Genomic DNA, 18,824 nt, shown 5'->3' on the forward strand with positions numbered 1-18,824 from the left:
GGACTCCTTTCGCATACCCAGTAAAGAGTCTTTATCTAGTCTAGGCAAGAGTCTTTACTAAATTTCCCGACGACCTCCACCACCGGGCGCCGCACTTCCGGCCGCAACGACCGGGAGAACGCGGCTCTAAGTCGTTCCTCCGTCACCTGGCCACCGAGTCCGAGCTCGTCAAGGCCGTGAAGGGCGGAGCCGACGATCGGCGGAGCGGTCAGGATACGCAGGTCGACTTCGGCCCCCGAGGCGCGGAACCGCGCTTCGACGCGGTCCAGCAGAAGCGGATGGGACGCGGTGAGCACCCCACCGCCCAGCACCACCGGTACGGGCGTCCGGTCGAAGGTGAGCCGGTCCAGCGCCGCGAGGGCCATTCCGGCCACCTCGTCCCCGAGACGTTCCACGAGGGACCTCGCCACCCTGTCGCCGCCGTCGGCGACCTCGAACAACAGGGGCACCAGCTCGTGCAGCCGTTCGCCGGACAGCTCACCCAGGTGGAAGGCGATGCACACGGCGGTGACGTCGGGCAGGGCGAAGTGTGCGGCGACGGCTTCCCGCAGTTCGGTACGGGGGCCCCGTCCGTCCTCGTCGCGCACCGCACACCAGAGCACCTCCTCGCCGAGGAACTCCCCGCCGCCCCAGTCGCCCGACCGACGTCCTAGCGCGAGGTAGCGGACGGTCCGTCCGCCGGGGGAGCGGGCGACACAGTTCATGCCGGCCCCGCACACGACCGCGGCCCCGTACGGAACCTCGGATCCAGCGCGCAGGACCGCGAACGTGTCGTTGTCGACCGTCACGTCCGGCGCCCACCCCTGGGCCGTGATCGCCTTCGTCAGGATCTCGCGCTCTTCCGGCAGGTCGCAGTTGGCGAGGAGGGCCGTGACATGGTCGGCGACCGGACCCCCTCCGGACTCGGAGGCGGCGGCGCGGACGAGGTCCGCCAGGCCCCCGATCGCTCTGCCCCACCCTTGGCTGTGGGGTTCGAAGCCACCGCCGCGCACCCAGGCGAGCACATCACCGGTGGCCGCCACCAGGGCCACGTCCGTCTTGCTGTTGCCGGCGTCGACGGCGAGCACCGCGGGTCGTTGAGCCTGCCGGTTCACGCGACCCACGGCAGGTGCTCGCGGTTGGCGGCCAGCAACCGGTCCGTCAGGTCACGGGCCAGGTCGTACTGTCCGACCAGCGGATGGGCCAGCAGCGCCGCCTCCACCCGTGTCCTCCCCCCATGCAGGGCCGCCGCCAGCGCGAGTTCCTCGTACGCGGTGACATGCGCGATCAGCCCCGCGAACAGCGGCTCGACCTGACGCACCGGCACCGGCACCGGACCCGTCCCGTTGATCGTCGCCGGAACCTCGATCACCGCCGACTCCGGCAGGAACGGCAACGTGACGCCGTTGCGCACGTTCACCACCTGGCGGTCGCCGCGGTCTTCGAGCAGCGATGTCAGCAGCTCGACAGCGGCCGTCGAGTAGTACGCGCCGCCGCGCTCCTCCAGCAGCGCCGGCTTCTCCACCAGTTCGGGGTCGGCGTACATCGTGAGCAGCCGCTCCTCGATCGACAGCACCTGCTCCGCCCGGCGCGGCCCGCGGCGCTGCTCGTCCACGACCCGGTCGTGCGCGTAGTAGTAGCGCAGGTAGTAGGACGGGACGACACCGAGCGCGCGCATCAGGTCAAGGGACAGCTCGGTCTCGTCGACCAGGTCCCGTCCGTCGCCCGCCAGCAGCGACGGCAGGACGTCCTCGCCGTCCACCCATGCGGCGCGTTCCCACGACAGGTGGTTGAGTCCGACATGCTCCAGCGACAGTTCGGCGGGGTCACAGCCGTGGAGCCGGGCGAACAGCCGCTGGAAGCCCATCGCCACGTTGCACAGGCCCACCGCGCGGTGACCGGCGTCCAAAAGCGCGCGGGTGACGATGCCGACCGGGTTGGTGAAGTCGATGATCCACGCCTCGGGCGCCAGCGCACGCGCCCGGTCGGCGATCCGCAGGACGGCCGGGACGGTGCGCAGCGCCTTGGCCAGGCCGCCCGCGCCGGTCGTCTCCTGCCCCACGCAACCGCACTCCAGCGGCCAGGTCTCGTCGCCGAGCCGGGCTCGCTGGCCGCCGACGCGGAGCTGGAGCAGCACCGCCGCCGCGCCCTCGACGGCGTCGTCGAGGCCGGTGGTCCAGCGCACCCGGCCGGGGTGACCGGCTCGCGCGAACATCCGCCGCGCGAGGCCCCCGACGAGGTCGAGCCGGTCGGCGGCGGGGTCCATGAGGACGAGTTCGCCGACCGGCAGCCGGGTCAGGCCGTCCACCAGTTCGGGAGTGTAGGTGGACCCCCCGCCGATCACTGCGATCTTCATGAGCGGCCCGCCGTGACGTCCGAGATGCACCGCTCCGCGTAGCGCTGGCGTGCCAGCCGGGACCCCATGGCCATGGCCCCGACCAGGACGGGCGCGTCGCCGAGGCTGGAGACGGCCACTCGCGGCGGATGGCGGAGCAGGACCCTCAGCTCGGCCTCGATCCGTGGCAGGATCTGCGTGCAGGCGAGGCCGACCCCGCCGCCGAGGACGACCAGCTCGACGTCGGTCACCCGGACGATCTCGGCGATCCGGACGGCCGTCCGCCGCGCCTGCTCGACCAGGATCCGGGCGGCGAGCGGATCGCCGGCGCGGTCCGCGGCGAAGATCGCTTCGGCGGTGACGCGACCGGGCCGGGCCGCCGCCAGTGCCGATCCGGGCTTCGCCCGGTCGGCGATCCACTCGGCGGCCCAGGTCAGCAGGGCGTCCGCCGAGGGGCTGTCCGGCGCGACCCCCGCGCCCGGCGCGGGATTGTCCACCTCGCCGGCCGCGCCTCTGCTCCCACGGTGCGGACGGCCGCCGAGGATGAGCCCGGCCCCGACCCCGGTGCCGATCGACAGGAAGACGAAGTCGTCGACCTCCTTGCCGGCCCCGGACGCGTGCTCGCCGATGGCGGCCAGGTTGATGTCGTTCTCCACCTCGGTCGCGACGCCGAGCACCGCGCCGAGCTCCGTCCTGATCGCCATGCCCTCCAGCGCGGCACGGTTGCTTTCCCTGATCACGCCCTCCTCGGGGTCGACCACGCCGGGTACGCCCGCCACGGCCAGTTCGAGCGGCGGGCCGTCCCTGGTCAGGCGGTCGCGGACGGCGTGGGCGCCGGCCAGGACCACATCGGGCGCGGGTCCGTCGATCCGCTCGTCGTAGCGGGCGACGACGGCGCCGCTCAGGTCGGAGACGGCGCCCCGGACGAACCGGGTCCCGATGTCGAGGGCGAGGACGTGCGCGAGCGTGTCCAGCGGCTCGAAGTAGACCGCGCCATAGTGCGTCTCGCCCGCCGGAGGCTCGGTCTCTTGGACGAGCCCGGCGGCGAGCAGCAGGTCGAGTGCGTTGGCGACGGTCGGCTTGGTCATGCCGGTCCGGCGGCTCACCTCGGCCCGGGAGAGCGGCGGGTCGGCGCGGATGGCGTCGAGGACCACCGAGGCGTTGATCTCGCGCATGGTCGTGAGCGTCGCGTGCTGGGCCATGCCGAAGATTCTAGTAAAGAGTCTTGCCTCAATGCAATAAAGACTCTTTACTATGCTTGCCAGCCTGTTCGCCCACCCCCGCAACCTGGAGGAAGCCCATGGCACGCACCAAGAGGCTCCTGCTTGCCACCGCGCTCGCCGTCACACTCGGACCGGCCACGACCGGGACCAGTCCCGCGGGCGCGGACACCATCGTCGCCCCGTTCCTGCTCCAGGTCGGCAGCACGATGCCCGGCCTACCCGGCAAAGCGGTCGCGCTCGCCGCGGGCCCGGGCGGAACGATCGCCGCCGCGCACACCAGCGGCGTCGCCGTCTGGGACTCCGGCCACTGGACGGCGGTGTCGGGCGATGCCGCCTACAAGGTCGCCTGGCACGGCGACGCCCTGGTCGCGATCACGGCGAAGGGCCTGCTCACCGCGCGGCGCGACACCGGGCGCTGGCAGACGACCACCGACCGGCTGCCCAGCCATGCGGACGCCACCGCGCTGCTCGCCGGTGGGCCCGACGTGGTGATCGTCCAGGGCGAGAAGCTCTACCGGCATAAGTCCGGCCGGGACTGGGACCGCGAGAAGCTGCCGGGCACGGCCGTCGCCCTGGCCCGCGCCAAGTCTGGCAAGCTCGCCCTCGCCACCACCGCCGGCCTCTTCGAGCAGGAGGGCCGCGACTGGAATCCCGTGGCGACCGGCGCGTGGGCGCCGACCGCGATCACCCACCTCACCTACGACAGCAAGGACCGGCTCTGGATCGCCGGGGCGCAGGGCATCGGCGTCCGCGACGGTAAGTGGAAGCTCTACGATCCGTCGAGCGGCCTCCCGCTCCTCGGATTCACCGCCCTCGCGCCGGGCGCGGACGGCGACGTCTGGCTCGGCACGGCCCGCGGGGCGATCCGCTTCGACGGCGAGCACTGGGAGTACCGTCAGGGGCGCCGCTGGCTGCCCGACGACGCGGTCTCCGCCATCGCCGTGGACGGCAAGGCCAACGCCTACGTCGGCACGGCGTCCGCGGTCGGCCTCATCGAGGCGCGCCGCACGACCCTGGCGGAAAAGGCCGACGCCTACGAGCAGGCCATCGACGCCAGGCACAAGCGGACCCCGTACGGGTTCGTCGAGGGCGCCGATCTGGTGACGCCGGGCGACCTCAGCAAGTTCACGCAGAGCGACAGCGACAACGACGGTCTCTGGACCGGGATGTACGGCGCCGCCGAGACGTTCAGGTTCGCCGCGTCCAAGGACCCGCGCGCGCGGGAGAACGCCCGCAAGGTGTTCGAGGCGCTGAAGTTCCTCGGCGACGTCACCCAGGGGGGCTCGCATCCGGCCCCGCCCGGCTTCTTCGCCCGCACCGTCCGCAGCACCGCCGACGGCGACCCCAACGTGAAGGACAGCCCGGAGCGCGACAAGGAGAAGCAGAAGGGCGACGCCTACTGGAAGATCTCGCCCAAGCGGTGGCCCACGAGCGCCGACGGCAAGTGGTACTGGAAGAGCGACACCAGCTCCGACGAGATGGTCGGGCACTACTTCTTCAACGCGCTCTACTACGACCTGGTCGCCAAGGACAAGGAGGAGAAGAACGAGGTCGCGGCCGTCATCCTCCGGACCACCGACCACCTCCTCAAGAACGACCTGTCCTTCGTCGACCATGACGGAAAGCCCACCCGCTGGGGTTTCTTCAACCCGCGCGAGCTGAACGGCAACCCGTGGCGGCGCGAGGAGCGCGGTCTCAACAGCCAGACCATGCTCACGTTCCTGACGATCGCCGACCACGTGTCCGACGACGGCAAATACGCGGCGGCCAAGAAGAAGCTCATCGACGAGCAGGGCTACGGCAACAACACCCTGGCGCCCAAGGTGACACCCGGAGTCGGCGGCGGCAACCAGTCCGACGACGAGATGGCGTTCATGAACTACTACCACCTGCTCAAGTACGAGGGCGATGCCGCGCTCAAGCGCTCGTGGGCGCGCTCGCTCTACGACTACTGGCAGCTGGAACAGTACGAACTGAACCCGTTCTTCAACTTCATCGCCGCGGTCCACCTCAAGGGCGCGACCTGGACCGACGCGTACGGGCCCTTCGATCTCGACCCGACCGGACCGTGGCTGGCGCAGTCGGTCGACACGCTCAAGCGCTTCCCGCTCAACCTGATCAACTGGAAGCAGACCAACAGCGGGCGGCTCGACGTCGTCAACCTCAGCCAGCACGTCCGGCCCGACGCCGACCCGGCGAGGCTCGGCATGCTGCGAAGCGGGACGGTGCTTCCCGTGGACGAGCGAGTGGTCAGCCACTGGAACCACGATCCGTACAAGCTCGACCAGGGCAGCGCGGGCGGCACCGAGGACGACGGCGCGTCCTACCTCCTGCCCTACTGGATGGGCCGCTACCACGAGTTCATCAGCGAGAAATAGCCGTCCGGGGCGGGCGTCCAAGGTGTTTCCCAGGACGTCCGCCCCGCCGATCGCCAATGGGAAGCGCTCGCCTCGACCTTGCCGGTCAACATGACGAGGCTCGACAGGTCCTGGCCACAGCTCCCGGCCACCGCTCCCGGCCGATCATCGGGCGGGACGCTGACAGAGAGCGCTCTACGTCCCTAGCCATGGTGATGGTGGACGAGGGAAAGGAGGAACTCGTCGATGATCGACCGGGTCGCTACCGGATGTTCTCCACTTATGGCCCAATGCCGCACATCATCTGAAAGATCGATAACGTACCTTTGTGGCGGAGTTGGAGGCGAGCGGGCCGACCCGCCGCAAGGCACTGTGGCTTATGGGCGGAATCGGACTGGTCGTCCTCGCCGCCGACGATGTGGCCCTTCGCCGCCCGCCGCCGCACAGCGCTGGTCGAGGCCCGGGAACCCCCGCACTGTTGGCCCCGAAGCCGCCCAGCCCGTCCCCGTCACCCAAGCCGGTCCCGGTCGTGCGGCCCGCGCCGTGGACGTCGGCGCCCCTGACCGCGACCGTCCACCCACTGCGGCATCTGACGGAGATCGCCCCTGCGCCGCCGCCTGCCGCGCTCGCGCTCACCATCGACGACGGTCCACACCCGGAATGGACCCCGCAGATCCTTGACCTGCTGGCCGAGCACCAGGTCAAGGCGTCGTTCTTCATGATTTCGGAGATGGCACGCGAGTACTCCGGGCTGGCCCGCCGGGTCGCCGACGCCGGTCACCAGGTGAGCAACCACAGCCGTACCCACCCGCTGCCGTTCGACGGCCTGTCGCCCAAGAAGCTGCGTACCGAGATCGTCGACGCGCAGAAGGAGATCGCCGACATCACCGGAGTGCTACCCGCGCTGTTCCGCGCGCCCGGCGGTGGCTGGTCCAAACGCGCCCACACCCTCATGCGCGAGCACGGCATGCTGCCGGTGGACTGGTCCATCGACCCGTCCGACTGGCAGAGGCCGGGCGCCCGCTCCATCCGCCGTTCCATGCTGCAGGGCAAGGCCGGCGACATCATCTTGTGCCACGACGGCGGCGGAGACCGCTCCCAGACCGTCACCGCGCTGCGCACCGTCGTCCCAAAACTGAAGAAACGCGGTCTGACCTTCACGGCCCTGTGATCCAGCGCGGGCTGCGTGCGGATCTTCCGCCAGAACCGCTGCTTTCCTCGCACCGGTTGACCGGTCGCAAGGATGTAGCGCACTCGGGGTGCACGTTTCGCTGAACGCCGACGACCTCCTGGGATCTGGCGGAGAGCCCAGCGAGCCGGGGTGTCTCGTTCTTCGATACGAGCTGCTGGCCAACCGCTGCCGACCTGGCAAAAGTTGGGTCGTCGGTATCTCCGGCAAGTGCCTGAAGCGAGGATCCCATGGAGTTCGAGTCCACCTGGGCGGAGCTGTCGACTGTCGGCAAGGTCCGTGCCGGCGATGGTGTGACTCGCCTCTTCGGATCCTCACCGGAAAGAGAACTCGTCAACTGGTTCAGGGGTGAGTGCGCGAGCCGTGGACTGGACACCGTCACTGATCCGTTCGGCAACATGATCGGGTGGTTCGGTGGCCGTCCTCGCGGGCGAGAAGGCGTCCTGACCGCTTCGCATTTTGACTCGGTTCCTCAGGGTGGGGCGTTCGACGGAGCCCTCGGCGTCGTGTCGGGCCTCGCCGCGCTCGACCGCATCCGCGATGCGGGCGCAGCGGTTGAGCGCCCGATCGGCGTCGGGGTCTTCGTCGAGGAGGAGGGGAGCAGATTCGGCCAGGCGTGCCTTGGCTCCCGTCTGGCGACCTCAGCACTGTCCTGGTCGGCGGCCCGTGAGTTGAGGGACGCCGAAGGAGTCGCACTGGCGGAGGTCGCCGAGGGCGGTGAGAGCGCGCTGCTGGAAGGCGTGGCATGCGCCGTGGAACTGCATATCGAGCAAGGGCGCCAGCTCGATGCGCTGGGAGCCCAGGTCGGTATCGTCGACCGTATCTGGCCGCATGGCAGGTTCAGGTTCGAGTTCCTCGGTGAGGGCAATCACGCCGGCAGTACGCCGGTGGATCAGAGGCGGGATCCCGTCCTGCCCTATGCCAAGGCGGTACTCGCGGCTCGCGAACTCGCCAGCGCCCCGAACCTGCGAGCCACATTCGGAAGGGTGCTCGTCCACCCCAACAGCACGAACTCGATTCCGCGCTCCGTCGTCGCGTGGCTCGACGCTCGCGCGGACGGGCAGGCGGAACTGGATCTCCTCGTCGCAGACATCATCCGTGCGGCGGAGCTGGCCGCCACCGAAGGCTCGGTCGACCTGACGATCGCCGTCGAGAGCATGTCGGCGGAGTCCAGGTTCGATCGCAGGCTGGCCGAGCGCTCGGTGACACATCGTCGGTCTGTCACGGTGTCCAGCTGCGCCGGACACGACGCCGGTGTCCTGGCCGATGCCGGCATCCCCGCCACCATGCTTCTGGTGCGCAACCCGACGGGCCTATCGCACGCTCCCTCCGAGCACGCGTCGATGCCCGACTGTCTCGCGGGTATCGACGCGCTCGCAAGTCTCCTCCGCGGACTGGCGAGCACGTCGGACCTGGCACTCGATACCCCGTAACCAGCGGAAACCATCTGGCAACTCTTGACGACGACCACGCTTGGCATCATTCTGGGACAGTGTCCCATTTTGGAGGGAACCATGGAGATCCGACCCCGACCCACGGTCGGGACCGGCCTCGGCAGCGGTCTTCGGCTCGTCTACGTCGGGATCACCACGAAGGTGCTCCCGCAGTGGGCGGCGTTCGGTGACGTCCTCGGTGCTGAGGTTCGTCGGCTCGGCGACGCCACGGTGCTGATGCGCATCGACGAGCGCACCTTCTCGCTCTGGGTGGAGACGGGTGACGTCGAGGGTCTCGGGTTCGTCGGATTCGAGGTCGACACCGATTCGCGTTTCGACGAGATCCTCGAACGGGTCAAGAGGGCAGGGATTCCTTGCGAGGAGTCCACGGACCTGGCCCTGATCCGGGAATGTGCCAGGCTCGCCACCTTCGTCGACCCCGCCGGGGTCCGGCAGGAGTTGGTTCTGCGGCACAAGGTGCTCTCGCAGCCGTTCGTTTCACCCCATGGCAGCAATTTCGTCACTGGAGAGTTCGGCATCGGGCACCTGGTTTTCGGGTCGCCGGCGGACCTGAGTTCCTTCTATCGGGACGTGCTCGGCTTCGGTTTCACCGACAGCGTGGACCTTCAAGGTCGGATCATCACCTTCCTGCACTGCAACCAGCGGCACCACACCGTCGCCGTGTCGCAGGGGGAAGGCGACCTCCACTTCAACCACTTCATGTTGCAGCTTGGCACGCTCGACCAGTTGGGCCGGTTGTTGGATCGTGCGAAGGCCGCCGGGATGGACGCCTCACCCCTCGGCCGGCACACGAACGATCGAGTCATCTCGTTCTATTGCCCGACACCGTCCGGCTTCGGAGTGGAGTTGGGATCTGGTGGACGGAGCATCACCGGCGACTGGAAGCCGCAGTACTACAGCGAGAGCAGCGAGTGGGGCCATGGCCACTGAGCAGGCTTCGAGCAGAGCGAGAAGGCGGGGGACGCCGTGTCTCGGATAGTGATCGTCGGTGCCTCGCTGGCGGGATACTCGGTTGCCGAGAGCCTCCGCAAGCTCGGATCCGAGGCGGACATCGTCCTCATCGGCGACGAGCCCGAGACGCCCTACGACCGTCCACCGTTGTCGAAAGGCTTCCTTCTGGGAACCGTCGAGGAGGCGGACACGCGCCTTGGCGATATCGCTTCCCTCGGCGTCGAGTTGAGCCTGGGCTCTACTGCCACGGCACTTGACGTCTCCGCCCGCAGGGTTCAGACCGCTAACGGCGAGACTTTCGAGGCCGACCAGATCGTCATCGCGACCGGTGCGCGGGCCGTCCTTCCGGCGACGTTCGATCGAGACCTCGTGCACACGCTCCGGACGCTCGAAGACGCCAGGGTGCTGCGGGCCTCTCTCGCGCGAGCGCGGTCGGTGCTCGTCGTGGGAGCCGGTGTCCTTGGATGTGAGGTGGCGGCCACGGCTCGGCAACTCGGGCGTCAGGTACTGCTGGTCGACCGGATGGATGGGCCGATGCGGGCCGTCCTGGCCCCCCGATTCTCCGCCGCCGTCCGTGACCTGCACGTTGGTCATGGTGTTGACTTCCGCGGCGGGACCGTCGTGACCGATCTCCGGCGTGAACGCGGCGCACTGAAGGCTGGTCTGAGCGACGGTCAGTGGTGGCGAGGAGACCTCGCCGTGGTCGCGGTCGGATCCCGGCCGTGCGTGGACTGGCTCGCCGGCTCGGATCTGCACGTGGACGACGGTGTCGTCTGTGACTGGTCCGGCCGGACCGCGGCGACCGGGATCTACGCTGTCGGTGACGTCGCCCGGTGGGCGGGCCGGCGTAGCGAGCACTGGACGGCGGCGACCCAGCAGGCCGCGGTCGTCGCGGCGAGGATCTGTGGTCTCGCCCCGGAACGCCGGACACTTTCCCTTCCCTATGTCTGGTCCGATCAATACGACACCAAAATTCAAATCCTTGGTGATGCCCTGACCGACGACGGAGCCGCGAAAGTCGAGATCGTGGCCGGGGAGGTCGGCGACGCGAACTTCTGTGCGCACATCATCCGGAATGGAGGTGGGCCCGGCCTCGTGGCATTCAAGCAGATCCGAAGCTTTGCGCAGATGCGGTCGAAGCTCGCGGTCGCCTGATGCGAGGCTGACGCCCGCGGGCCGGGAATCAGCGGCCCGACTATCACGATTTAGCGGGACACCGTCCCTTGTGACGGAACAGGAAGGTTCGGAAGATGAGAAAACTGTCGGCGGTCGCCATGACCCTATGTCTCACCGCCTCGATGCTTGCCGGATGTGGCGCTCAGAACGAGGGGAACAACGGCGCGCGTGCGGGTGACTGCGGGATCAAGTTCGGCGGTGTGGTGGAGCAGACCGGCAGCCTTCAAGTTTATGGGGCTCCGGCGACCCTGGCGATGAACCTTCTCACCGAGGACGTCAAAGCGGAGGGGGGAGTCAAGGTGGGGGGCCGGAGCTGTAGTTTCGATACCTCCCTGGTCGACTACCGCAGCGATCCCGCCGCGGTATTGAGCTCCGCTCAGCAGATAGCCGAGAAAGGCGTGATCGCGGCACTCGGGCCGGCCATCAACGGGGCGGTCGCCCGCAAGGTCTGGACCGAGGGACCCAACAAGATCGTCACCATCGTGACCGATGGTGAGACCGCAGCCGATATCGCCGCCGGGGAGAAGTTCCCGCTGTCGTTCCTGCCGTTCCCGCCGGGCGCAGTCTCCTATGCGGCATCGGTCCGGCGAATGGTCGCCGCCAACCCTGGGATCAAGCGCGTCACCATCATCGCGCCCGACAACGACAACGACAACGGAAAGGTCTTCGAGCAGGTCTCCGCCAAACTGGGCCTGGAGGTGTCCAAAGTCGTCTTCCCCGCCAAGACGACGGACTTCTCCGCATTCCTGGTACAGGTGCAGAAGACCCGTCCCGACCTCCTGATCGGCCTGAACAACACCGAGCAGGTGAAGTCGATCTTCCGTCAGGCCCTGCAGATGGGCGTCGCGCGGTACTACCTGGCCGAGCACATCACCGCGGACGACGCCGCAAGGCTCCAGAAGGGCACCGACGCGGTCATCGGCGTCGCCACCAACGCACCGTCGTCGTCCACGATCGCGCCGATCCCGGCCTACGACGCCAAGGCGCTGTTCGGCGACAAACAGCCCGGATTCCTTCAGGACGTGACGGTCGAGATCTACTACATGGGCCGGGTATTGCTCGCGGCGATCAGCAAGGCCGGAACCGTCGACGACGCAAAGCGGATCGCCGACGCGGTGGAAGGGCAGAGCTGGAAGGGTCCGTTCGGCACATGCACCGTGAAGGAGGCGATCCTGACCTGCGAGACGAACCTCTTCACGGTCGGGCGGGACGGTATCACCGCCTACCGCTTCCCCGACGCCGAGAGCAACGAACCCCTGGCGGTCTATGGCTGCAAGAACGGTTCCTGCACCGAGAAATGAGCGGGTGACCGGAGCTGCCCGTTCGTCTGGGGCGGCATGGCCACCCGAACGGTGATCTCCTCCGAGCCCAGAGGACGACTTCCATGGACACCACGATTCAACTGACCGTCACCGGTCTTTCGACAGGCTCGATCTACCTGCTGGTCGGTGTAGGACTGACGCTCATCTACGGTGTCGCCCGCGTGACCGATTTCGCGATCGGCCAGTACTTCGTCCTCGGGGGCTATGCGGCCCTGGCGATGACCGGCATCGGCGTCCCCTTCCTCCTCACCATCCCCATCGCAGGTGCCGTCGTGGGCGCCATGGCCATGTCGATCAACACGGTCGTCCTGCGCGGGGAGGCCGCCACGGACGCCGCCGCGTTCCTGCTGACACTCGGCATCGCGATCGTGCTTCGGCAGGTCATCGTGCTCACCTACGGGCCGGACCAGCAGTCCGTGGAGTCGGACTGGATGACTCAGGTGATCACCCTCGGAGACGTGCGCTTCACCCTCGCCCGCCTCGTGATCCTCGTTCTGGCCATCGCCGGTGCGATGACCCTGTTCCTCCTCTTGGGCCGGACCCGGCTCGGACGGCTGATGCGCGCGACCTCAGAGAATCCGGACGTCGCTCGGCTGCTGGGCGTCAATTCCACGTGGGTGGCCCGCTTCTCCTACTTCCAAGGGACGTCGCTGGCGGCGATAGCCGGTGCCTCGGTCTCCGTCCTGTTCCCGTTCACGCCCTTCACCGGAAACGACATCCTCATGAAAGGCTTGGCCGTCGCCCTCGCCGGTGGGCTCGGCAACATTCGGGGTGCTCTGATCTTCGCCCCCGTCCTCGGCCTCCTGGAGAGCTACACGGCGGGTTCGGGCCTGTCAGAGTGGCAAGGAGGATTCTCGATTCTCCTCCTGATCGCGGTCCTGGCGTGGCGACCACATGGTCTCCTGGTGAGGAGCGCCCGGTGAAGAGCCCACGCGTCCTCGTCCCCTTCTCCCCGCACCAGCTCTGGCCTGCCTTCGCGACCTTCGTCTTCCTGGCGCTCATCCTCCCGGCGAATCCCTTCCAGAGCCCCTGGGTCGCGAGCCTCTCCGTGCTCTCGATCGGCACATACGCGTCGGTGTTCGGCATCCTGGCCGTCTCGACCGGCACGTTCATCAGGTTGACCGGATTGATCTCGGTCGCGCAGGCCGGCATGTGGGCGATCGGGGCGTACGCGGGAACCATCGCGTCGAACAACGGTGCCGGCTTCTGGGGGGCCGTCCTCATCGCCATGATCGTCGCGCTGGCGGTCTCACTACCGGTCGGAGTGGTGGCCCTGAGGTCCAGCGGGCTCGCGTTCCTCGTCGTCACCCTGGCAATCAGCGGACTGGTGGTGCTCGTCCTGGAGAATGCGAAGGAGCTGACCGGTGGTACCTCCGGCCTCCTGGTCAAGGACAACTCGGTCGGCCTCGTCGGGATCGACCTCAGCGATCCGCTACGGCGCTACTACCTGCACCTGGGCCTGCTTCTTCTCACCGTCGCGATCCTCGCGGCCGTCGTGCACTCTCGATTCGGCCGGACCCTCGTGGCGATCAGGGACAACACCGCGCTGGCACGCTCGGTGGGCACCGCGGTGCTCTGGCGCCGACTCGCGCTCTTCGGTCTCTCTTCAGCGCTCGTCGCTCCCGCTGGTGTGATGATGGCCTACCAGCAGAGCGTCGTCACGCCGAACAACTTCGACACATTCTCATTTCTCGAAGTCTTCCTCATGGTCATCCTGGGTGGAACGGGCGCGGTGCTCGGGCCCCTGTGGGGGGCCTGGATCCTTCTGTTCATGCAGCCGTGGCTGGCCGGCACGCAGCTGTCAGATCCGAACTACCGCACCCTGATCTACGGACTCCTTCTCATCCTCCTGGTCCGGTTGATGCCCGGCGGGCTCGGCGGTGCGGCCATCTCTCTCAAGCGGAGGCTTCGGTCCCGTCGAGAGCCGGCCGTACCACAGGCGGCCGGCGAGGAGAATCGGGCCGCGCCGACCCGAAAGTGGGTGGAGCGGCCTGAGAACCGCGGGGATCCCCTGCTCATCGTGGACGGTCTCACCAAGAACTTCGGTGGATATCGGGCGCTCGACGGTGTCAAGCTGGATGTGCGTCAAGGTGAGATCCACGGTCTCATCGGCCCGAACGGGTCCGGTAAGACCACGACGCTGAACTGCATCAGCGGGGCCCTCCAGCCCGATCGCGGTAGTGTCACGCTGCTCGGCCGGTCGATCGACCGACTGAATCTGGACTTCACCGCTCGGCTTGGCCTGATCCGCACCTACCAGCAAGCCGAGGTCTTCGCCAGTTTCACCGTGGCGGAGTGTCTGGACTTCGGCTCGGACGCCGGCGAGCGGTCGGGACGCCCGCGCCTGTTCACCGCAAGGGAGTTGCTCGAACTCGCACATCTCGAGCGCATCGCCGGCAAGCGGGTCGGTAGCCTCCCGCACGGCCATCGTCGTCTGCTCGGTGTCGCGGTCGCCATCGCGGCGCGCCCCACGGTTCTTCTGATGGACGAACCGGCGGCCGGACTCTCCGCGGTCGAACTGACGGCGTTGACCGAACTCATCATGTCCATCCGCAGTGCGGGTGCATCGGTACTCATCGTCGAGCACGACATGAAGTTCCTTCTCCCCATGTGCGACTGGGTCACGGTGCTTCACAACGGCGTCAACCTGGCCGGCGGACGTGCCACTGAGATATCGGAGAACGAACAGGTGATCGAGGCTTACCTGGGATCGAGGAGGTGAACGGGTCATGGCCTTCCTGGAGTTGAAGAACGTTTCAGCCGACATTCTCGGATCGCGAATCCTCAACGGTGTCAGCATGACCGTCGACTCGGGGGAGGCGGTCGCGGTGGTCGGCGCCAATGGCGCCGGCAAGACCACCCTGCTCCGCACGATTTCCGGCCTCGTGCGGGTTTCCAGGGGAGACATCCGGATCGACGGGCGAAGCACCGCGCGGATGCCGGCCCATCGGATCTCCCGGCTGGGCGTCGGGCACGTTCCGGAGGGACGGCAGGTCTTCGCGGCCCTCACGGTTCTTGAGAACCTGCAGGTGGGGGCTCGTGATAGCGCCCAGGTCGACCAGGTCCTTGAGCTCTTCCCGATGCTCGCGGGCAAGCGTGACGCGAGCGGCGGGAGCCTCTCCGGCGGCCAACAGCAGATGCTGGCCCTTGCCAGGGCTCTCGTGCCGCGTCCACGCCTTCTGCTGATGGATGAGCCCAGCCTGGGGATCGCACCGGCGGCAATGGAGGAGATCATCGCCGTGATCAAGCAGACGCAGGCGGCCCTGGACTACGCCATGGTGCTGGTCGAGCAGACCTCCTGGGTGGCGCTGGAGCTCGTGGAGCGCGTCTGCGTGATGCAGCGCGGATCTCTCGTCGCAGAAGGTCCGGCCGCCGAGATTCTTACCCACGACAATCTCATCTCCGCCTACTTCACCTGACCGTTTCCCGTGTGGATGGAGGCCACGGAAGGTGCTTACGAGAAATGCTTGGGACAGTGTCCCGTATAATGGGACGAGGAGTGCGTCATGACATTCCCACTCGCGGCGAATCGCGACCTCACCTACGAGGTGGAGCAGTTCTTCTACCGCGAATCCCAGATGCTCGACGACCGGCGTTTCCGCGATTGGCTCGCGCTCACGACGCCCGACATCGACTACAGAATGCCGACGCAGTACGACGTGGGCCCGCGCGAGCAGGCGCGCCTGCCCATGACGCTGCACCATCTGGAGGAGGACAGGGAGAGCCTGGAGCGTCGCATCATCCGGCTGCTCAGCGGACGCGCGTGGACGGACGAACCCTTCATGCACGTCCGGCGGCTGCTCTCCAACATCGTGGTGGTCGCGGCGGACGAAGACGAGGTTCACACCCGTTGCTGCTTCACCGTCTACCGCTCGAAGCCGACGACCGGCCCTGAGACGTTCGTGGGCAGACGTGACGACGTCCTCGTGCACGGTGGCGATCTCGGCTTTCTGGTCCGCAAACGCGTGATCACGCTCGACCAGAGCGTCGTGCACTACGGGACGATCCCCGAATTGCTCTGAAAGGACATCATCATGGCGACATCGAGAAGCGCGGAGTGAGTAGATGACCGACGGAGGAACAGCGCGAGTGTGGGACTGGGGCGAGCTGGTCGATGTCGAGCGTGGTCTGATCGATCGTCGGGTGTTCTGTGATGAGGGCATCTATCGGTTGGAGTTGGAGCGGGTTTTCGCTCGGTCGTGGTTGTTTCTTGGTCATGAGTCGCAGGTGCGGCGGCCGGGGGATTTCGTGTCGACGTATATGGCGGAGGATCCGGTCGTTCTGGTGCGGTCGAGGGATGGTGGTCTGCGGGCTTTCTTGAATTCGTGTCGGCATCGGGGTGTGCGGGTGTGCCGGTATGACTTCGGGTCGGCGAGGTATTTTACGTGTCCTTATCACGGGTGGGTGTATGGGGCTGATGATGGGGCGTTGGTTGATGCGCCGCATTTCGGGGGGGATCTGGAGAGGTCGGAGTGGGGTTTGGTCGTGGTGCCGAACGTGGTCTCGTACAAGGGGCTGGTGTTCGGGAACTGGGATCCGGGTGCGGAGCCGTTGGAGGTGTATTTGGGGGGTATGCGCTGGTATTTGGATGCGTTGGTGGATCGGATTCCGGGTGGTACCGAGGTGGTGCCGGGTGTTCATCGGTGGCGGATTCCGGCGAACTGGAAGTTCGGTGCGGAGCAGTTCGCCGCCGACATGTATCACGCGGCGTTCACCCACAGCTCGGTGGCCAGACAACCCCTTCCCGGTGACGCCGCTCCGCCGAACCCGCCCCAGCCGCCGGCCGAAGCGGGCGGACGTCAAGCCCTCGATCCGCACGGCCATGGCATGGGCTTCTACACCGACTACGGGGCCAGCTTCACCGGAGCCAATCCCACTCAGTTGCGTCAGTACGTCCTCGACGTCGCGGAGAAGATGCGAACCCACCTGTCCGACGCGCAGGCGAGGGGGCCGATCACCGGGCACGGGACCATTTTCCCGAACTTCTCCTGGCTCGCCGGCGTCAGCACCATCCGCGTCTGGCACCCGCGAGGTCCCGGCGAGATGGAGATGCACTCCTGGATTCTCGTGGACGCCGACTCCGCCGAAGAGATCAAGACGATGACCAGGCGGGCGAAGTCCGAGACCTTCGCGCCGGCCGGCACGTTCGAGCAGGACGACGCCGAGAACTGGGCCGACATGCAGCAGGTCTACCGCGGCCACATGGCCCGCCGGACCGCCTCGAACTACCGGCTCCGCCTCGTCGACGAGGTCCCCGACGACCCGGACTACCCCGGCACCAGCGACGTCGTCAGCGACACCGCCGCCCGCTCGTTCTACCGCCGCTACGCCGAACTGATGTCCGCAGAGGAGAACACCCCATCATGAAGTCCCCGACCACGCCGGTCGTGCCCGTCGACCGTCTCAAGACCTTCAATGTCGTCGTCCCTGATCTCCGCGCCCACGCGGAGCACTACGCCCGGATACTGGACATGGTGCAGTGGACCGTTGACACGGTGCACGGTGTGCGGTCCGGAGACGGCGGAACCTACTCGGCCCGTCGTGCGGTGGCGACGGCACCCTGGGGCGGTGCGGTCGCTCTCATCGAGCCGATGGACGGCGACGGCCCCTACACCGCGTTCGGGAAACACTTCGGAATCGGCGTGCACTCCCTGATCGCGGAACTGGTCGACCCGGCCGGTTTCGAGCCGGCCTCCAGCTGGCTGGCCCAGAAGGGCGTCGGTCATGTGGCGGTCGAATCCCGAGACGGTGGCGAGGTCCACTACTTCGACACCCGTGACGATCTCGGCGGCTACCACCTGGGAATCTTCGTTCCGACCGGAGCGGACGCGGCGAAGGCGGAACGCTGGGACCTGTCCAGCGCCGCCGACCGGCCGGGCGACGTCCAGCCGCTGAACATCCCGCACATGCATCACTTCGGCGTCGTCGTCGAGTCCGGCTTCCGCACCACCGCGAAGTACGCCGAGCTCTGGGGACTCACCGAGTGGGTCTACGCGGACTACCGGCCCGAGTACGGATCGCTGGACGACCCCGAATACCGCGGAGAGCCGGAGGCGCACGGCTTTTTCTGCGGGTTCGGGTTCGATTTCCACAACTTCGGGTTCGAGATCATTCAGCCGACGCGTGGCGTCAGCGACTACGGACGGCTCTTCCTGGAGAAGGGCCCGGCCGTGCACCACCTCAACCTGGTGGTCGTCGACGACGTGGCGGCCTTCCAGAAGACGGCGTCCTGGCTGGAGACGAAGGGTGTCGGCATCATTCAGTACAGCCGGATGAACGCCGGAGCTGCCGTCTACTACTACCTCGACACACGCGCGCTTCTCGGGTGGGTCATCGAGGCGTACGGAGTGCTCAAGCCCACCGCCGGCCCTCCCAAGCCGTATCTCGGCGTCGCCTATTCGCATCCGGCCCTCGCTGAAGTGCGTTCCGGGACCGTGCGGGACGAAAGCAACGTTCGCGTCCTGGTCCAGATGCGTGCGGCCGAAGGCAAGGCCGAGGAGTTCCGCGCCGGTTTCGACCCGGCCGCTTCGCTCGCCGAGGACGGCTGCCTGCAGTACGAGCTGTTCCAGAGCACGTCCGACCCGCATCATTTCGCCCTCGTCGAGCTATGGGGCGACCCGGATCTCTACGACGCCCACTGGGCGGCCGAAGCCGAACGGTGGAAGCGGCGCGCCGAGTCCGACGACGGCCGGCCGGATCTGATGGCTCCATCCTCGGAGTCGCCGACCGGTCAGATCGGCACCGAGTTCTACACCCGGCAGCGTTACGAGGTCTCCGGCCAGGGATGGATCCCGGTCCGCGAGGGCTGACCGGAACCGCCGAACCGCCGGAGCGGCAC

Annotated in this window: 15 protein-coding genes; 12 read left to right on the plus strand and 3 right to left on the minus strand. The window is 67.6% G+C overall.

Annotated features, from left to right (window positions below):
- Positions 1-35: 35 nt before the first annotated feature.
- The 3 genes from AMA02S_RS20585 to AMA02S_RS20595 are packed head-to-tail and all read right to left on the minus strand — an operon-like array spanning position 36 to position 3,516.
- On the minus strand, positions 36-1,094 hold the full coding sequence (locus AMA02S_RS20585; RefSeq protein ID WP_245667676.1) for an N-acetylglucosamine kinase: 1,059 nt from the start codon (positions 1,092-1,094) through the stop codon (positions 36-38).
- A complete protein-coding gene (locus tag AMA02S_RS20590; protein WP_067460994.1) occupies positions 1,091-2,335 on the minus strand; it encodes a 6-phospho-beta-glucosidase in 1,245 nt (414 codons plus the stop codon). Before AMA02S_RS20590 ends, AMA02S_RS20585 begins: the two co-directional genes overlap by 4 nt.
- On the minus strand, positions 2,332-3,516 hold the full coding sequence (locus AMA02S_RS20595) for an ROK family protein (protein ID WP_067460995.1): 1,185 nt from the start codon (positions 3,514-3,516) through the stop codon (positions 2,332-2,334). Before AMA02S_RS20595 ends, AMA02S_RS20590 begins: the two co-directional genes overlap by 4 nt.
- Positions 3,517-3,614: 98 nt before the next feature.
- Between AMA02S_RS20595 and AMA02S_RS20600 the strand changes: the two genes are divergently transcribed.
- The 12 genes from AMA02S_RS20600 to AMA02S_RS20660 all read left to right on the plus strand — a co-directional run bounded on the left by AMA02S_RS20600 (position 3,615) and on the right by AMA02S_RS20660 (position 18,795).
- Positions 3,615-5,915, plus strand: coding sequence for a hypothetical protein (locus tag AMA02S_RS20600; RefSeq protein ID WP_067460996.1), 2,301 nt, complete (start codon positions 3,615-3,617; stop codon positions 5,913-5,915).
- 307 nt (positions 5,916-6,222) lie between these two features.
- Positions 6,223-7,065, plus strand: a complete 843-nt coding sequence (locus AMA02S_RS20610; RefSeq protein WP_245667677.1) for a polysaccharide deacetylase family protein — start codon at positions 6,223-6,225, stop codon at positions 7,063-7,065.
- Between the two features lie 248 nt (positions 7,066-7,313).
- Positions 7,314-8,516, plus strand: a complete 1,203-nt coding sequence (locus tag AMA02S_RS20615) for an allantoate amidohydrolase (RefSeq protein ID WP_067460999.1) — start codon at positions 7,314-7,316, stop codon at positions 8,514-8,516.
- A gap of 81 nt (positions 8,517-8,597) precedes the next feature.
- A complete protein-coding gene (locus tag AMA02S_RS20620; protein ID WP_067461000.1) occupies positions 8,598-9,467 on the plus strand; it encodes a VOC family protein in 870 nt (289 codons plus the stop codon).
- A gap of 36 nt (positions 9,468-9,503) precedes the next feature.
- Positions 9,504-10,643 (plus strand): NAD(P)/FAD-dependent oxidoreductase, encoded by a 1,140-nt coding sequence (locus AMA02S_RS20625; protein ID WP_084265406.1) that lies wholly within the window; start codon positions 9,504-9,506, stop codon positions 10,641-10,643.
- 95 nt (positions 10,644-10,738) lie between these two features.
- Positions 10,739-11,965: an ABC transporter substrate-binding protein gene (locus AMA02S_RS20630; RefSeq protein ID WP_067461001.1), complete on the plus strand. Its 1,227-nt coding sequence runs from the start codon at positions 10,739-10,741 to the stop codon at positions 11,963-11,965.
- A gap of 83 nt (positions 11,966-12,048) precedes the next feature.
- On the plus strand, positions 12,049-12,909 hold the full coding sequence (locus AMA02S_RS20635; protein WP_067461002.1) for a branched-chain amino acid ABC transporter permease: 861 nt from the start codon (positions 12,049-12,051) through the stop codon (positions 12,907-12,909).
- Positions 12,910-13,034: 125 nt separating this feature from the next.
- Positions 13,035-14,708, plus strand: a complete 1,674-nt coding sequence (locus AMA02S_RS20640; RefSeq protein WP_281181903.1) for a branched-chain amino acid ABC transporter ATP-binding protein/permease — start codon at positions 13,035-13,037, stop codon at positions 14,706-14,708.
- A 7-nt stretch (positions 14,709-14,715) separates the two neighbouring features.
- Positions 14,716-15,405, plus strand: coding sequence for an ABC transporter ATP-binding protein (locus AMA02S_RS20645; RefSeq protein ID WP_067461004.1), 690 nt, complete (start codon positions 14,716-14,718; stop codon positions 15,403-15,405).
- A gap of 87 nt (positions 15,406-15,492) precedes the next feature.
- Positions 15,493-16,008, plus strand: coding sequence for an aromatic-ring-hydroxylating dioxygenase subunit beta (locus tag AMA02S_RS20650; protein WP_067461005.1), 516 nt, complete (start codon positions 15,493-15,495; stop codon positions 16,006-16,008).
- A 43-nt stretch (positions 16,009-16,051) separates the two neighbouring features.
- Entirely contained in the window at positions 16,052-17,353 is a 1,302-nt protein-coding gene (locus AMA02S_RS20655; protein ID WP_084265408.1) for an aromatic ring-hydroxylating dioxygenase subunit alpha, read from the plus strand.
- Entirely contained in the window at positions 17,350-18,795 is a 1,446-nt protein-coding gene (locus AMA02S_RS20660) for an antibiotic biosynthesis monooxygenase (RefSeq protein ID WP_067461006.1), read from the plus strand. Before AMA02S_RS20655 ends, AMA02S_RS20660 begins: the two co-directional genes overlap by 4 nt.
- Positions 18,796-18,824 lie beyond the last annotated feature (29 nt).

The sequence above is a fragment of the Actinomadura macra NBRC 14102 genome, assembly GCF_001552215.1.
Classification (GTDB): Bacteria; Actinomycetota; Actinomycetes; order Streptosporangiales; family Streptosporangiaceae; genus Spirillospora; species Spirillospora macra.

Coding starts and splice junctions, on each gene's coding strand:
- AMA02S_RS20590 (WP_067460994.1), bottom strand. CDS start 2,335: ATGAAGATCGCAGTGATCGGCGGGGGGTCCACCTACACTCCCGAACTG.
- AMA02S_RS20595 (WP_067460995.1), bottom strand. CDS start 3,516: ATGGCCCAGCACGCGACGCTCACGACCATGCGCGAGATCAACGCCTCG.
- AMA02S_RS20600 (WP_067460996.1), top strand. CDS start 3,615: ATGGCACGCACCAAGAGGCTCCTGCTTGCCACCGCGCTCGCCGTCACA.
- AMA02S_RS20615 (WP_067460999.1), top strand. CDS start 7,314: ATGGAGTTCGAGTCCACCTGGGCGGAGCTGTCGACTGTCGGCAAGGTC.
- AMA02S_RS20620 (WP_067461000.1), top strand. CDS start 8,598: ATGGAGATCCGACCCCGACCCACGGTCGGGACCGGCCTCGGCAGCGGT.
- AMA02S_RS20630 (WP_067461001.1), top strand. CDS start 10,739: ATGAGAAAACTGTCGGCGGTCGCCATGACCCTATGTCTCACCGCCTCG.
- AMA02S_RS20635 (WP_067461002.1), top strand. CDS start 12,049: ATGGACACCACGATTCAACTGACCGTCACCGGTCTTTCGACAGGCTCG.
- AMA02S_RS20645 (WP_067461004.1), top strand. CDS start 14,716: ATGGCCTTCCTGGAGTTGAAGAACGTTTCAGCCGACATTCTCGGATCG.
- AMA02S_RS20650 (WP_067461005.1), top strand. CDS start 15,493: ATGACATTCCCACTCGCGGCGAATCGCGACCTCACCTACGAGGTGGAG.
- AMA02S_RS20655 (WP_084265408.1), top strand. CDS start 16,052: ATGACCGACGGAGGAACAGCGCGAGTGTGGGACTGGGGCGAGCTGGTC.
- AMA02S_RS20660 (WP_067461006.1), top strand. CDS start 17,350: ATGAAGTCCCCGACCACGCCGGTCGTGCCCGTCGACCGTCTCAAGACC.